The following is a 14,526-nucleotide window of genomic DNA, read 5'->3' as shown; positions in this document are numbered from 1 at the left end:
GGTGGAGCGCAGCGGAATCGCCGAAGGCGACGCGTAGCGCAGCGGAGCGCCCTTTACTCGGCTCCCGCAATCCCGACACTGACAAGAAGCGGGCGGCCCAACGGCCACACCACAACTCCGGCCCACAGCACCCCCTCGCCCCAACCCACCCCATCCAGCCCACCCGCACTTAAATAATGCAAGCACGCTTGATTGTTTCTAACACCCCTGCCATGCTCCCCCCATGTCCGATCCGACGCGCGTGTTCGACGACCTGCGTGAGGAGAGCGAGGAACTCGACCGGCTCGTGGCCGAGTTGAGGCCGGAGGGCTGGGCGTTCGAGACCCCCGCTGCCCGCTGGACCGTCGCCCACCAGATCGCCCACCTGGCCTGGACCGACCACTCCGCCCTGCTCGCCGTGACGGACGAGGAAGCGTTCCGGGTGCTGGTCGAGAAGGCCCTCGCCACTCCCGAGACATTCGTGGACGAGGGTGCGCAGGAGGGGGCCGCGAAAACCCCCGCTCAGCTCCTCGCCGACTGGCGGGCCGGGCGGACGGCCCTGCTGGCAGCCCTGTACGCCGCACCCACAGGAACCCGCTTCCCCTGGTATGGCCCACCCATGTCGGCCGCCTCCATGGCCACCGGCCGGCTTATGGAGACCTGGGCCCACGGGCAGGATGTCGCTGACGCGGTCGGTGTGGTCCGGCCACCTACCGATCGGCTCAGGCACGTGGTGCGCATCGGTGTGCGCGCACGTGACTTCGCCTTCGGTGCGCATGGACTCACCCCGCCGAGCGAGGAGTTCCGTATCGAACTCCACGCCCCCTCCGGCGAGGGCGAGTTGTGGGTCTACGGCCCCGAAGACGCCCCGCAACGCGTCACCGGCCCCGCCCTCGACTTCTGTCTCCTCGTCACCCAGCGCGCCCACCGTTCCGACCTCGCGGTGGAGGCGGTAGGACCCGAGGCCGATCGATGGCTCGACATCGCCCAGGCCTTCGCGGGACCACCCGGCGCCGGACGCCCGCCGAAGCCGAAGGAAGGAGGCGGACAGTGACCTCCACCGTCGCCCCCCTCCGCATAGGCAACGCCTCCGGCTTCTACGGCGACCGGTTCGACGCCCTCCGAGAGATGCTCACCGGCGGCCAACTCGACGTCCTCACCGGTGACTACCTCGCCGAGCTGACCATGCTCATCCTGGGACGGGACCGGCTGAAGGACCCCGGCGCCGGGTACGCCCGTACCTTCCTCAAGCAGTTGGAGGAGTGTCTCGGGCTCGCCCAGGAGCGCGGGGTGCGGATCGTCACCAACGCCGGGGGGCTGAATCCCGCCGGACTCGCCGATGCCGTAAGGAAGTTGGCCGATCGGCTCGGGATCGTCGTACGGGTCGCGCATGTCGAGGGGGACGATCTCGCCGGGCGGTATCCGGACGCCCTTGCCGCGAACGCGTATCTCGGTGGCTTCGGGATCGCCGCCTGTCTTGATGCGGGGGCCGATGTCGTGGTCACCGGGCGGGTTACCGATGCCGCACTAGTTACTGGGCCCGCGGTCGCTCACTTCGGGTGGGGGGCCGACGACCACGACCGGCTCGCGGGGGCCGTGGTCGCCGGGCATGTGTTGGAGTGCGGGACCCAGGCGACCGGTGGCAACTACGCCTTCTTCACCGAGCACGCGCCCGAGAAGCTCCGCAGGCCCGGGTTTCCGCTCGCCGAGATTCATGAGGACGGGTCCTGCGTCATCACCAAACACCCCGGCACGGGGGGAGTGGTGGACCTCGGTACCGTCACCGCGCAGCTCCTCTACGAGACACACGGCGCCCGGTACGCCGGTCCCGATGTCACCGCCCGCCTCGACACCATCCGGATCGGGGATGAAGGAGAGGACCGGGTTCGGATCGAGGGGGTGCGGGGGGAGGCCCCGCCGCCGAGTCTCAAGGTCGGGCTCAACCGGCTGGGAGGCTTCCGCAACGAGGTCACCTTCGTGCTCACCGGACTCGACATCGAGCGCAAGGCCACCCTCGTCCGGGAGCAGATGGAGGCCGCGTTCGACGAGGGGAACGCCAAGTCCCGGCCGAGTGAACTCCGTTGGGATCTCGCCCGTACCGACCACGCGGACGCCTCCACCGAGGAGACCGCCAGCGCACTGCTGCGACTCGTCGTGCGGGATCCCGACCAGGAGACCGTCGGGCGGGCGTTGAGCGCTGCCGCCGTCGAGCTCGCACTGGCCAGTTACCCCGGCTTCCATGTGCTGACCCCACCTGGAAAAGGAGCGCCCTATGGCGTCTTCGATGATGTGTATGTCCCCCATGGTGACGTCGACCATGTGGCCGTCCTCCACGACGGGCGCCGGGTTGCTGTGGCCCCGGCCCACGACACCCGCGTACTGGAAGACCTTCCGCAGCCGGCCCTCCCCGAGTCTCCGCCGGACGGTCCCACGACGCGGGCGCCCCTTGGTCTGGTCGCCGGGGCCCGTAGCGGTGACAAAGGAGGGAACGCCAACGTGGGGGTGTGGGCGCGTACGGATGAGGCGTGGCGCTGGCTCGCCCATGCGCTGACCGTCGAGCAGTTCAGGCAACTCCTGCCGGAGACCGCCGAGTTGGGCGTCACCCGGCACGTCCTGCCCAACCTCCGCGCCCTCAACTTCGTCGTCGAGGGGATTCTCGGCGAGGGCGTCGCCGCCCAGCATCGTTTCGATCCGCAGGCCAAGGCCCTGGGCGAATGGCTGCGTTCCCGTCGTCTGGACATACCGGAGGTCCTCCTGTGACCGTCCTCCCGACCGCCCTGGACACCAACGGTCCCGACTACACCGCCAACCGCGAGGCCATGCTCGCCAAGCTCGGCGAACTCGACGCCGAGCACGCGAAGGCGCTCGCCGGTGGCGGGCCGAAGTACGTCGAACGACACCGCAAACGCGGCAAGTTGCTCGCCCGTGAGCGCATCGAGCTGCTTCTCGACCCCGACACCCCCTTCCTCGAACTCTCCCCGCTCGCCGCCTGGGGCAGCGACTACGCGGTCGGCGCCTCACTCGTCACCGGCATCGGGGTCGTGGAAGGCGTGGAGTGCCTGATCACCGCCAACGACCCGACCGTGCGCGGCGGAGCCAGCAACCCGTGGAGCGTGAAGAAGGCCCTGCGCGCCAACGACATCGCCCTCGCCAACCGCCTCCCCTGCATCAGCCTCGTCGAGTCCGGAGGCGCCGATCTCCCCTCCCAAAAGGAGATCTTCATCCCCGGCGGCGCCATCTTCCGCGACCTCACCCGCCTCTCGGCCGCCGGCATCCCGACGATCGCCGTCGTCTTCGGCAACTCGACCGCCGGCGGCGCGTACATCCCCGGCATGTCCGACCACGTGATCATGGTCAAGGAGCGCGCGAAAGTGTTCCTCGGCGGGCCGCCTCTCGTGAAGATGGCCACCGGCGAGGAGAGCGACGACGAGTCCCTCGGCGGCGCCGAGATGCACGCCCGTGTCTCGGGCCTCGCGGACCACTTCGCCGTAGACGAGCAGGACGCGTTGCGGCAGGCCCGCCGCGTCGTCGCCCGCCTCAACCACCGCAAGGCGTACGGCGATCCGGCCCCGGCCGCACCCCCCAAATACGACGAGGACGAGCTGCTGGGCATCGTCCCCGGGGACCTCAAAACCCCCTTCGACCCGCGCGAGGTCGTCGCCCGCCTCGTCGACGCCTCCGACTTCGACGAGTTCAAGCCCCTCTACGGCACAAGCCTGGTGACGGGTTGGGCGGCCCTCCACGGCTATCCCGTCGGCATCCTGGCGAACGCCCAAGGCGTCCTCTTCAGCCAGGAGTCCCAAAAGGCAGCCCAGTTCATCCAGTTGGCCAACCAGCGCGACATCCCGCTGCTCTTCCTGCACAACACCACCGGCTACATGGTCGGCAAGGAGTACGAACAGGGCGGCATCATCAAACACGGCGCGATGATGATCAACGCCGTCAGCAACAGCCGCGTACCGCACCTCTCCGTCCTCATGGGCGCCTCGTACGGCGCCGGCCACTACGGCATGTGCGGCCGCGCCTACGACCCCCGCTTCCTCTTCGCCTGGCCCAGCGCCAAGTCCGCCGTCATGGGCCCCCAGCAACTCGCCGGCGTGCTCTCGATCGTCGCCCGGCAGTCGGCCGTAGCGAAGGGGCAGCCCTACGACGAGGACGCGGACGCGGCGCTGCGCGCCATGGTGGAGCAGCAGATCGAGTCCGAGTCCCTGCCGATGTTCCTGTCGGGGCGGCTGTACGACGACGGGGTCATCGACCCGCGCGACACCCGCACCGTCCTCGGCCTGTGCCTGTCCGCCATCCACACCGCGCCCTACGAGGGCGCGCGCGGCGGCTTCGGCGTCTTCCGGATGTGACGGCGATGACTGATGTGAGGGATCACGTGATTTCGACAGTACTGGTCGCCAACCGGGGCGAGATCGCCTGCCGCGTCTTCCGCACGTGCCGCGAACTGGGCATCCGGACGGTCGCCGTCCACTCGGACGCCGACGAGCACGCGCTCCACGTCCGCCTGGCCGACACGACGGTACGGCTGCCGGGGGCGACACCCCAGGAGACCTATCTGCGCGGGGAGTTGATCGTGAAGGCGGCCGTCGCGGCGGGCGCGGACGCCGTCCACCCCGGCTACGGCTTCCTCTCCGAGAACGCCGACTTCGCCCGCGCCGTCCAGGCCGCCGGCCTGCTCTGGATCGGCCCCCCACCCGAGGCGATCGAGGCCATGGCTTCCAAGACCCGCGCCAAGCACCTGATGGGCATCGCCCCCCTGGAACACGTCACCGAGAACGACCTCCCGGTCCTGGTGAAGGCGGCAGCGGGCGGCGGCGGACGCGGCATGCGCGTCGTACGCCAACTCGCGGACCTGGAAGCCGAGTTGACGGCCGCCCGAGCCGAGGCGACGAGCGCCTTCGGCGACGGCGAGGTCTTCGTCGAGCCCTACGTCGAGGGCGGCCGACATGTAGAGGTCCAGATCCTCGCCGACACCCACGGCACGGTCTGGTCCCTCGGCACCCGCGACTGCTCCCTCCAACGCCGCCACCAGAAGGTGATGGAGGAGTCCCCGGCACCGGGCCTGCCTGATCAACTGGCGGAGGAACTAGGCGAGTTGGCCGTACGGGCAGCCCGCGCGGTGAATTACGAGGGCGCCGGAACCGTCGAGTTCCTCATCTCCCCCGACAACAAGGCCCACTTCCTGGAGATGAACACCCGCCTCCAGGTCGAACACCCGCTGACGGAGGCCGTGTTCGGCATCGACCTGGTGGCCCTCCAGCTGAGGATCGCGGAGGGCGAGCCCCTCGAAACCGCCCCCCCGACCGCGCGCGGCCACGCGATAGAGGCCCGCCTCTACGCCGAAGACCCGTCCCGGGACTGGACCCCCCAGGCCGGCACCCTGCACCGCCTGGCCGTCCCGAACGGCGTCCGCCTGGACACGGGTTACACCGACGGCGACGAGATCGGCGTCCACTACGACCCGATGCTCGCCAAGGTCGTGGCCCACGCCCCCACCCGCGCCGAGGCCCTCCGCAAACTGGCGGGCGCCCTGGAACGGACAACGCTCCACGGCCCGATCACCAACCGCGCCCTCCTCGTCAACTCCCTACGCCACAAGGAGTTCACGACGGCCCACATGGACACGGGCTTCTACGACCGCCACCTCCCGGAACTCACCCAACAGGCCCCCGACCCGCACGCCCCCCTCGCGGCGGCCCTGGCGGACACCCACGGCCGCTCCCGCTTCGCACCCGGCTGGCGCAACGTACCGTCCCAGCCCCAGCTGAAGCGCTACACCATGGCGGGCGAGGAGCACGAGGTCCACTACCGCCACACCCGGGACGGCCTGACGGCGGACGGGGTGCGCGTCATCCACGCGGACGCCGGTCTGGTCGTACTCGAAGTGGACGGAGTACGGCGGAAGTTCGAGGTGGCGCGCTACGGCGACGGCGGCCAGCTGTACGTGAACGCGACCACCCTGACAGCCCTACCCCGCTTCCCCGACCCCGCCGCCCAACTGGCCCCCGGCTCCCTCCTCGCCCCCATGCCGGGCACGGTGGTGAGGGTGGCGGAGGGCCTGACCGTAGGAGCCCAAGTAACAGCGGGCGAGCCCCTGTTGTGGCTAGAGGCAATGAAGATGGAACACAAGATCACAGCCCCGGCAACGGGCCAACTCACGGTCCTCCATGCCGGTTTGGGCCACCAGGTACAGGTCGGCGCCCTATTGGCGGTAGTTGAGCCCACCTAAAGGGGCGCGGGGAACTGCGCGACCAGCCACGACGAAGGAGCCACATGCCCATGACCGAAACCGAGGAACACAGGTCCCTACGTTCAGCCGTCTCCGCCCTGGGCAAACGCCACGGCCGCACCTACGACAGGGAGCAACTCTGGTCCGAGGCAGCCAAACTCGGCTACTTGGGCGTCAACCTCCCCGAAGAATACGGAGGCGGAGGCGGCGGCATCTCCGAGCTCTCCATCGTCCTGGAGGAGTTGGGAGCAGCAGGATGCCCCCTCCTGATGATGGTCGTGTCACCAGCAATCTGCGGCACAGTAATCGCCCGCTTCGGCACAGAACCCCAAAAACAAACCTGGCTCCCCGCACTGTCAGACGGCACCCGAACCATGGCCTTCGGCATCACAGAACCAGACGCGGGTTCCAACAGCCACCGCATCACCACCACAGCCCGCAGAGACGGCACGGACTGGCTCCTAACCGGCCGCAAGGTCTTCATCTCCGGCGTGGACCTGGCAGACGCGACCCTCATAGTCGGCCGCACAGAAGACTCCCGAACCGGCCGCCTGAAGCCCTGCCTGTTCATAGTCCCGCGAGACGCACAGGGCTTCACCCGCCGCCAGATAGACATGGAACTCCAGGCGTCGGAGAAGCAGTTCGAGCTGACCCTGGACGACGTACGACTCCCGGCGGACGCCCTGGTCGGAGACGAAGACGCAGGCCTGCTCCAACTCTTCGCCGGCCTCAACCCCGAACGCATCATGACCGCGGCCTTCGCGATCGGCATGGGCCGCTACGCCCTCGCAAGGGCCATCGAGTACGCCCGCGACCGCACCGTATGGGACGCCCCCATCGGCGCCCACCAGGCGATCGCCCACCCCCTCGCCCAGGCCCACATCGACCTCGAACTGGCCCGCCTGATGATGCAGAAGGCGGCGCACCTGTACGACACCGGTGACGACGCAGGTGCGGGCGAGGCCGCCAACATGGCCAAGTACGCGGCCGGCGAGGCCTGCGTACGGGCCGTGGACCAGTCCGTGCACACCCTCGGCGGCAACGGCCTCACGCGGGAATTCGGGCTCGCCTCGTTGATAACTGCCGCGCGCGTGGCTCGTATTGCTCCGGTGAGCCGGGAGATGATTCTCAACTACGTCTCCCACCAGACCCTGGGCCTGCCCAAGTCGTACTGAACAGAAGCCCGCGCCAGTCCGGGCCAGGAGGAACCATGTTCCGCAGCGAGTACGCAGACGTCCCGGCCGTAGAACTCCCCATCCACGACGCGGTGTTGGCCCGGGCGGCCGAGTTCGGTGACGAACCCGCGCTGGTCGACGGCACGGACGGCACCACCCTCACGTACACCCAACTCGACGCGTTCCACCGGCGGATCGCGGCCGGCCTCCCGGACGCGGGCGTGCGCAAGGGGGACGTCCTCGCCCTGCACAGCCCCAACACGGTCGCGTTTCCCCTGGCGTTCTACGCCGCCACGCGCGCGGGCGCCTCCGTCACGACGGTGCACCCGCTCGCCACGCCCGAGGAGTTCGCCAAACAGCTCCGCGACTCCGAGGCCCGCTGGATCGTCACCCTGTCCCCCCTCGTCGACACGGCACGCCGTGCCGCCGAACTCGCGGGCGGCGTAGAGGAGATATTCGTCTGCGACAGCGCGCCCGGCCACCGCTCCCTCGCCGACATGCTCGGCTCCACGGCCCCCGAGCCGACGGTCGACATCGACCCGGTGACGGACGTAGCAGCGCTCCCGTACTCCTCGGGCACGACGGGCACCCCCAAGGGCGTCATGCTCACACACCGTCAAATAGCAACAAACCTGGCCCAGTTGGAGCCCGCGGTCCCCACCGGCCCCGGCGACCGCATCCTCGCCGTCCTCCCCTTCTTCCACATCTACGGCCTCACGGCCCTGATGAACGCCCCGTTGAGGAAGGGCGCGGCGGTCGTGGTCCTGCCCCGCTTCGACCTGGAGACCTTCCTCGCGGCCATCGAGAACCACCGCATAACCGGCCTGTACGTGGCCCCGCCCATAGTCCTGGCCCTCGCCAAGCACCCCGCGGTCGCCCAGTACGACCTCTCGTCCCTCAAATACATCATCAGCGCGGCCGCCCCCCTCGACGCGAACCTCGCCGCCGCCTGCTCCCACCGCCTGGGCCTCCCGCCCGTGGGCCAGGCGTACGGCATGACGGAACTCTCCCCGGGCACCCACGTGGTCCCCGTAAGGGACATGCCCACCGCACCCCCCGGAACCGTCGGCAAACTCATCGCCGGCACCGAGATGCGGGTCGTCTCCCTCGACGACCCGGACAAAGACCTCGGCATCGGCGAGGCGGGCGAACTCCTCATCCGCGGCCCCCAGGTGATGAAGGGCTACCTCGGCCGCCCCGACGACACCGCCGCGATGATCGACCAGGACGGCTGGCTGCGCACCGGGGACGTCGGCTACGTGGACGACGCCGGCTGGACGTTCGTCGTGGACCGCGTGAAGGAACTCATCAAGTACAAGGGCTTCCAGGTGGCCCCCGCCGAACTGGAGGCCCTCCTGCTCACCCACCCCGGCATCGCGGACGCGGCGGTCGTCGGCGAGTACAACGACGACAACAACGAGGTTCCGCACGCGTACGTGGTCCGCCAGCAGTCCGCCCCCGACCTCTCCGAGAGCGAGGTCCTGATGTACGTCGCCGAACGCGTCGCCCCGTACAAACGCGTCCGCGTCGTCACCTTCATCGACGCCGTCCCCCGAGCCGCCTCCGGCAAGATCCTCCGCCGCGAACTGCGAGGCCGGGCATGACCCTGATCGGCCGTACCCGCACGCGTGGCATCGAGACCCTGAGCCTGGACTCACCGGACACGAGGAACGCCCTGTCGGCGTCCCTGGTAAGGGAGTTGGCGGAAGCGCTGACGGACTCGGCGAAGGACACCGACGTACGCGCGATCGTCCTCACCCACACCGGCAACACGTTCTGCGCGGGCGCGGACCTACGGGACCCGCCCCCGCCGGAGTCCCTGGTGGCCGTACTCCGCCAGATCGTGGAACTCCCCAAACCGGTGGTCGCGAGAGTGACGGGCCACGTACGGGCGGGCGGCCTGGGTCTGCTGGCGGCATGCGACATCACCATCGGTTCCGCGTCCGCCACGTTCGCGTTCACGGAGGTACGCATCGGGGTCGCCCCGGCGGTGATCTCCCTCCCCCTCCTGCCCCGCACGGACCCGCGAGCCCTGGCCCGCTACTACCTCACCGGCGAGCGCTTCGACGCGACGGAAGCGACCCGTACGGGCCTGCTCACGGCGGCGGCAGAGGACGTAGACGAGGCACTGACACCGATCCTCGACGGCCTCCGCCGGTCCGCTCCCGAGGCCCTGGCCGAGACGAAACGGCTGCTCACGGCTAGGGTGCTGGAGACCTTCGACCGGGACGCGGCCGACCTGACCGCGCTCTCGGCCCGGCTGTTCGGCTCCGCGCAGGCCCGCGAGGGGATGACAGCATTCCTCGAACGACGGGATCCCGCATGGGTGGTGTGAGCGCGACGACGGCGCCGGGCGCGGTCGACCGCAGACCCAAGCAGGACCGCAGCCGGGCCACCCGCCAACGCCTCCTGGAAGCCGCCGTCTCCTGCCTCGCCGAACACGGCTGGGCAGGCTCCACGGTCTCCGTCGTAGCCGAACGAGCCGGCGTCTCCCGAGGCGCCGCCCAACACCACTTCCCCACCCGCGAGGACCTCTTCACGGCGGCGGTCGAGTATGTGGCGGAGGAACGCTCGACGGCTCTCCGGGCCCTGTTCCCGGAAGGCGCCGCAGACCGCCGCGCAGTGATCGAGGCCCTGGTCGACCTCTACACGGGCCCGCTGTTCCGCGCGGCCCTGCACCTCTGGGTAGCCGCGTCGAACGAGGCCCAACTCCGCCCCCGGGTAACGGAGTTGGAGGCAAAGGTGGGCCGAGAGACGCACCGTATCGCGGTGGAGTTGCTGTCCGCGGACGAGTCCCAACAGGGGGTACGAGAATCAGTCCAGGGCCTCCTGGACATGGCAAGGGGCTTGGGCCTCGCCAACCTGCTCACGGACGACAGGGCAAGGCGGGAGAGGGTGGTAGCCCAATGGACGGCACTCCTGGAACACACCCTGGGGGAACCCACCTAGGGGCGCGGGGAACTGCGCGACCAGCCACATCCGGCCCGCACTCGCCCACGCACCCCAGCCCCCTCCTCAGTGGGCGATATCCGAGTACCCGACGATCGACTCAGGCCCACGAGACTCCGGCCCCACATACCGCGCAGACGGCCGCACAAGCCTCCCCGTCCGCTTCTGCTCAAGAATGTGCGCCGACCACCCAGCCGTACGCGCACACGTGAACATAGACGTGAACATGTGCGCCGGCACCTCAGCGAAGTCCAACACGATCGCCGCCCAGAACTCGACGTTGGTCGCGAGCACCCGATCCGGCCGCCGCGCATGCAACTCGGCAAGCGCAGCCTTCTCCAACGCCTCGGCGATCTCGAACCGAGGCGCCCCCAACTCCCGCGCGGTACGCCGCAACACCCGAGCCCGAGGATCCTCAGCCCGATAAACCCGATGCCCGAACCCCATCAACCGCTCACCCTTGTCGAGCGCCTGCCGGACATACGCCTCCGCGTCCCCCGTCCGCTCGATCTCCTCGATCATCCCGAGCACACGGGACGGCGCCCCACCATGCAGAGGCCCGGACATGGCACCCACGGCCCCGGAAAGCGCGGCGGCAACATCGGCACCGGTAGAGGCGATAACCCGAGCCGTAAAGGTGGACGCGTTCATCCCATGCTCCGCGGCGGAAGTCCAGTACGCATCAACCGCAGCCACATGCTTCGGATCCGGCTCCCCCCGCCACCGAATCATGAACCGCTCGACAACCGACTGCGCCTTGTCGATCTCACGCTGCGGCACCATCGCGTTCCCCTGCCCGCGCGCGGACTGAGCGACGTACGACAGAGCCATCACGGCCGCGCGCGCGAGATCGTCCCGCGCCTGCTCCTCGTCGGTGTCGAGGAGCGGCTTCAGCCCCCACACGGGCGCGAGCATGGCCAGCGCGGACTGCACGTCGACGCGGATGTCCCCGGAGTGAACCGGGATCGGGAACGGCTCGGCGGCCGGCAGCCCGGGGTCGAACGCGCCGTCGACGAGCAGCCCCCACACGTTGCCGAACGAGACGTGACCGACCAGATCCTCGATGTCGACGCCCCGGTACCGCAGGGCGCCGCCCTCCTTGTCCGGTTCGGCGATCTCCGTCTCGAACGCGACGACTCCTTCGAGACCAGGTACAAAGCCGGGGTCGAGGTCGGACATCAGGCGGCTCCTCATGCTGTGGCTCCACGGTCGCGGGGGACTCGCGGGCCGAAGGTAGAGACATCAGCACCATAACGCCGAGTGCCACACAAGGGGAGGGTGTACGGCACTGAGTGCCACCGGAACGGGAGACCGCCCCCGCCCTCCCGACGCCGTACGGCAGGATGACCGCGTGACCGACCGCGATTCCACTGCCGCCGACCGTGATCCCCGCCTCGACCCGGCCGCCATGCGCAAGCAGTACCGCGTCGAGGGCCTCGACGAGACGAACCTGGCCCCCACCCCCATGGCACAGTTCGGCCGCTGGTTCGAGGAGGCGGTCGTCCAGGAGCTCGTCTACGAGCCGAACGCCATGGTCGTCTCCACGGCCGACGCCGACGGCCGCCCCAGCTCCCGCACGGTCCTCCTGAAGCACTACGACGACCAGGGCTTCGTCTTCTACACGAACTACGGCTCCCGCAAGTCCCGCGAACTCGGCGCCAACCCCTACGTCTCGCTGCTCTTCCCCTGGCACCCGATGGCCCGCCAGGTCCTGGTCACCGGCACCGCCCGCCGCACCGGCCGCGACGAGACCGCCGCGTACTTCCGCACCCGCCCGCACGGCTCCCAACTCGGCGCCTGGGCCAGCACCCAGTCCACGGTGATCCCCTCACGGGCCGAACTGGAGTCGTCGTACGAGGAGTTGGCGGCCCGCTACCCCGAAGGCGAACAGGTCCCGGTCCCCCCGCACTGGGGCGGCTTCCGCATCGCCCCCCAGACGGTCGAGTTCTGGCAGGGCCGGGAAAACCGCCTCCACGACCGCCTCCGCTACACCGCCCAGCCGGACGGCACCTGGCACCTGGACCGCCTGAGCCCCTGACCCAGGGGCCCGGGAAAACGCAGCGACCCGCGAGCTCAGGTCCCTCCGCCTCGCGGCGGGGGAGCCGGCCGGACGTACCGGCGAGCTCGCGGGTCGGGTGACTGCTGGAGATTGGGCCGGCTGCACGCATGTCTCACGCGCTGGTCCGGCACCGCACTGGGTGTGGCGACGGGCCGCTAGCCCGCAGTCACCTCACGCGTCCGGTATTCATACATCTGCCGAACCACCTCCTTTCTCGTGTGCACCACACACTAGGAACCGGTCCGCGACGGATCAACCGCTTTTTCGGGATGTTGACGGGGCCGGTTCCGGACGATCGCCGTATCCGTATCCGTCGCCCCGCTGGAGGAGCCGCAGATTGCGGTGAGAGACGTTCACGCGGCCCCTCGGCGTCGCCAGACTGTGCTGGCCTCTGGCCCGGACCGAGATACGGCCGGTCCACGTGCCCGCCCACTTGCCCGAGGGCATCGTGGCCCGCACGAGATCCCCGGTGACGTACCCGAAGTGCTGCTTGGTACGGGCACGGCGCAGCCGGGGGAAGCCGAACCGGTCCGGAGTCGTGCGGGCGTAGGAACCGCGCCCGGTGGCCCTGGCGACGAGCACCCGCTCCGGGTACCGCACGATCGCGTCGCCGCGTTCGTGGTTCAGGCGTCCGACGGACAACGCGTCCAGGGTGTGTGTCTTGGCCAGGCCCATGGCGCTGCGGTTGCCTTTCGTGCGCCTGCCCGACCAGGCGTGCACGGGCCTGCCGAGGGTGCCCAGGGCCTCCGTGAGCTGCCAACGGGTCGCGTTCATGGCGGCGGCGTCGTGGAGCGGCGCCTTGGTCTGTCCGAGGATTCTCGCGAGGCGGTCGGGCCGGTCGGCGAGGAAGGCCTCCACCGGGGTGCTGCCCTTGGCCTCGTTGCAGGGGACGCAGGCGAGGACGAGGTTCGAGACGCGGTCTGACCCTCCGCGGCTGCGGGGTCTGAGGTGCTCGATGTTCAGAGGCACGCCACTCACGTCGCAGTAGGCGCAGGCGTTGTTCCACTTGGCGCGGAGGTGGGTGCGGGCGGTGGCTCCGGCGAGTGGGCCCTGCCCGTAGTCGGCTTCGGACAGAGGCCTTCCCGCACTCATGGAATGGGTGTCGAACGCGGCGCGTTCGACGTGGACTTCACTGACGGGGGCGTAGCGGCACAGGCGCGTCGCGAGGGAGAGAACGGTCTCGACCCGGTGACGCAGGGAGGGCGGTAGCCATCCTGCGGGACGTGGCCGGTTGTGTGAACGAGGCGCCCGGTAGCGGCAGTTGGCCGAGCGGCGCCTGCGCCGGTAACCGGCGCGCTGCCGCATGCACAGGTGGATCTGGTCGCCGCGATGCTGAAGTTCGACCGCGATCAGCCCGCGTCTGACGATGACGGTGGAGCCCTTCCGACGTTCCTCCTTCTTCTCGTCGGTGATGACGAGGCCGGTGCCTTTCGAGCCGGGGTCGATGCGCAACTGCACTCCGCCGACCTCCGAGCCGGCGAGCGCGCGGTCCTTCAGCCGGATGGTGAAGGGCACCTGCCGGGCGACCACGGCCCGCCCCCTTCCCAGGAGTTCGCGGGCGCGGGCCGGATGGCAGGGCATGAGAGGCCGTCCGTCCCTGGCGAGCACGAAGACCCTGCTCGCGCCGACCCCGCCCGTGTACGACCGGTGGTGTTCGGGAGCGTCACCGCTCCGGTTCTCTGCCGCCTCCGCCGCCGTGGCAGCGCTCTTGGCGTGACGCCGACGGGCACCGGTACCGCGTCCGCCGGTCTCCCCTCGCCCATGTTCCCCGCCGGTGTCCCGCGCGGTGGCGGGGAGTCCGTGAGCCGTTTCGTCCCTGCTCCCAGGGGTGTCTGCGCCCACGGATTCCAGAGCGGGCCGCTGAGGAAGCACGGCCTGGTGGGTCTGCTCGCCCACGGGAAACGTAGTCATCGGGGTACCTCCCTGATCTCTGCGATCGCGATGACCGGGGCCGGCCACTCTGCGTCCGTCCGCCGGGGCGGCGCGGACTCCGGTCGACGTTCTCCGGGGAGCGAGTGGCCTCCTTTCCGAAGTGTGCGGCCGACACTAGAGACCGGGATCTGCTCTCGGGGCTTGATCCAACAGAAGTCGCCCGTTCGTGCGAACAGGCCGAATTCGTCGAACGCGTA

Annotated in this window: 11 protein-coding genes; 9 read left to right on the top strand and 2 right to left on the bottom strand. The window is 69.7% G+C overall.

The features are described from left to right. Window positions 1-223 precede the first annotated feature (223 nt). The 8 genes from OO69_RS43730 to OO69_RS43695 are packed head-to-tail and all read left to right on the top strand — an operon-like array spanning window position 224 to window position 10,338. Window positions 224-1,033, top strand: a complete 810-nt coding sequence (locus tag OO69_RS43730; protein WP_033286555.1) for a TIGR03084 family metal-binding protein — start codon at window positions 224-226, stop codon at window positions 1,031-1,033. After that, window positions 1,030-2,739, top strand: a complete 1,710-nt coding sequence (locus OO69_RS43725) for an acyclic terpene utilization AtuA family protein (RefSeq protein WP_033286554.1) — start codon at window positions 1,030-1,032, stop codon at window positions 2,737-2,739. Before OO69_RS43730 ends, OO69_RS43725 begins: the two co-directional genes overlap by 4 nt. Next, window positions 2,736-4,334 (top strand): acyl-CoA carboxylase subunit beta, encoded by a 1,599-nt coding sequence (locus OO69_RS43720; RefSeq protein WP_033286553.1) that lies wholly within the window; start codon window positions 2,736-2,738, stop codon window positions 4,332-4,334. Before OO69_RS43725 ends, OO69_RS43720 begins: the two co-directional genes overlap by 4 nt. A gap of 26 nt (window positions 4,335-4,360) precedes the next feature. Beyond that, entirely contained in the window at window positions 4,361-6,214 is a 1,854-nt protein-coding gene (locus OO69_RS43715) for an acetyl/propionyl/methylcrotonyl-CoA carboxylase subunit alpha (RefSeq protein WP_033286552.1), read from the top strand. A 44-nt stretch (window positions 6,215-6,258) separates the two neighbouring features. After that, complete coding sequence (locus OO69_RS43710) at window positions 6,259-7,389, top strand: acyl-CoA dehydrogenase family protein (RefSeq protein WP_033286551.1); 1,131 nt, start codon at window positions 6,259-6,261, stop codon at window positions 7,387-7,389. A gap of 35 nt (window positions 7,390-7,424) precedes the next feature. Then, window positions 7,425-8,993, top strand: a complete 1,569-nt coding sequence (locus OO69_RS43705) for a 4-coumarate--CoA ligase family protein (protein WP_033286550.1) — start codon at window positions 7,425-7,427, stop codon at window positions 8,991-8,993. Continuing rightward, entirely contained in the window at window positions 8,990-9,724 is a 735-nt protein-coding gene (locus tag OO69_RS43700; protein ID WP_033286549.1) for an enoyl-CoA hydratase family protein, read from the top strand. The genes OO69_RS43705 and OO69_RS43700 overlap by 4 nt, the downstream gene beginning before the upstream one ends. Further along, window positions 9,712-10,338: a TetR/AcrR family transcriptional regulator gene (locus tag OO69_RS43695; protein WP_033286548.1), complete on the top strand. Its 627-nt coding sequence runs from the start codon at window positions 9,712-9,714 to the stop codon at window positions 10,336-10,338. The genes OO69_RS43700 and OO69_RS43695 overlap by 13 nt, the downstream gene beginning before the upstream one ends. A 66-nt stretch (window positions 10,339-10,404) precedes the next feature. On the opposite strand, the gene OO69_RS43690 is transcribed toward OO69_RS43695, so the two are convergent. Beyond that, the gene (locus tag OO69_RS43690; protein ID WP_033286547.1) at window positions 10,405-11,517 is read right to left on the bottom strand and encodes a citrate synthase 2; all 1,113 of its coding nucleotides are present in this window, start codon (window positions 11,515-11,517) and stop codon (window positions 10,405-10,407) included. 172 nt (window positions 11,518-11,689) lie between these two features. Between OO69_RS43690 and pdxH the strand changes: the two genes are divergently transcribed. Then, window positions 11,690-12,376, top strand: a complete 687-nt coding sequence (gene pdxH, locus OO69_RS43685) for a pyridoxamine 5'-phosphate oxidase (protein WP_033286546.1) — start codon at window positions 11,690-11,692, stop codon at window positions 12,374-12,376. A gap of 273 nt (window positions 12,377-12,649) precedes the next feature. On the opposite strand, the gene iscB is transcribed toward pdxH, so the two are convergent. Next, complete coding sequence (gene iscB / locus OO69_RS43680; protein ID WP_078652844.1) at window positions 12,650-14,308, bottom strand: RNA-guided endonuclease IscB; 1,659 nt, start codon at window positions 14,306-14,308, stop codon at window positions 12,650-12,652. Between the last annotated feature and the right edge of the window lie 218 nt (window positions 14,309-14,526).

The sequence above is a fragment of the Streptomyces sp. NRRL F-525 genome (assembly GCF_000716605.1).
Lineage (GTDB): Bacteria > Actinomycetota > Actinomycetes > Streptomycetales > Streptomycetaceae > Streptomyces.
The sequence above is the reverse complement of the archived record's forward strand: the minus strand, read 5'-3'. Positions and strand labels throughout refer to the sequence as shown.

Coding starts and splice junctions, on each gene's coding strand:
- OO69_RS43730 (WP_033286555.1), top strand. CDS start 224: ATGTCCGATCCGACGCGCGTGTTCGACGACCTGCGTGAGGAGAGCGAG.
- OO69_RS43710 (WP_033286551.1), top strand. CDS start 6,259: ATGCCCATGACCGAAACCGAGGAACACAGGTCCCTACGTTCAGCCGTC.
- OO69_RS43705 (WP_033286550.1), top strand. CDS start 7,425: ATGTTCCGCAGCGAGTACGCAGACGTCCCGGCCGTAGAACTCCCCATC.
- OO69_RS43700 (WP_033286549.1), top strand. CDS start 8,990: ATGACCCTGATCGGCCGTACCCGCACGCGTGGCATCGAGACCCTGAGC.
- OO69_RS43695 (WP_033286548.1), top strand. CDS start 9,712: ATGGGTGGTGTGAGCGCGACGACGGCGCCGGGCGCGGTCGACCGCAGA.
- OO69_RS43690 (WP_033286547.1), bottom strand. CDS start 11,517: ATGTCCGACCTCGACCCCGGCTTTGTACCTGGTCTCGAAGGAGTCGTC.
- iscB (WP_078652844.1), bottom strand. CDS start 14,308: ATGACTACGTTTCCCGTGGGCGAGCAGACCCACCAGGCCGTGCTTCCT.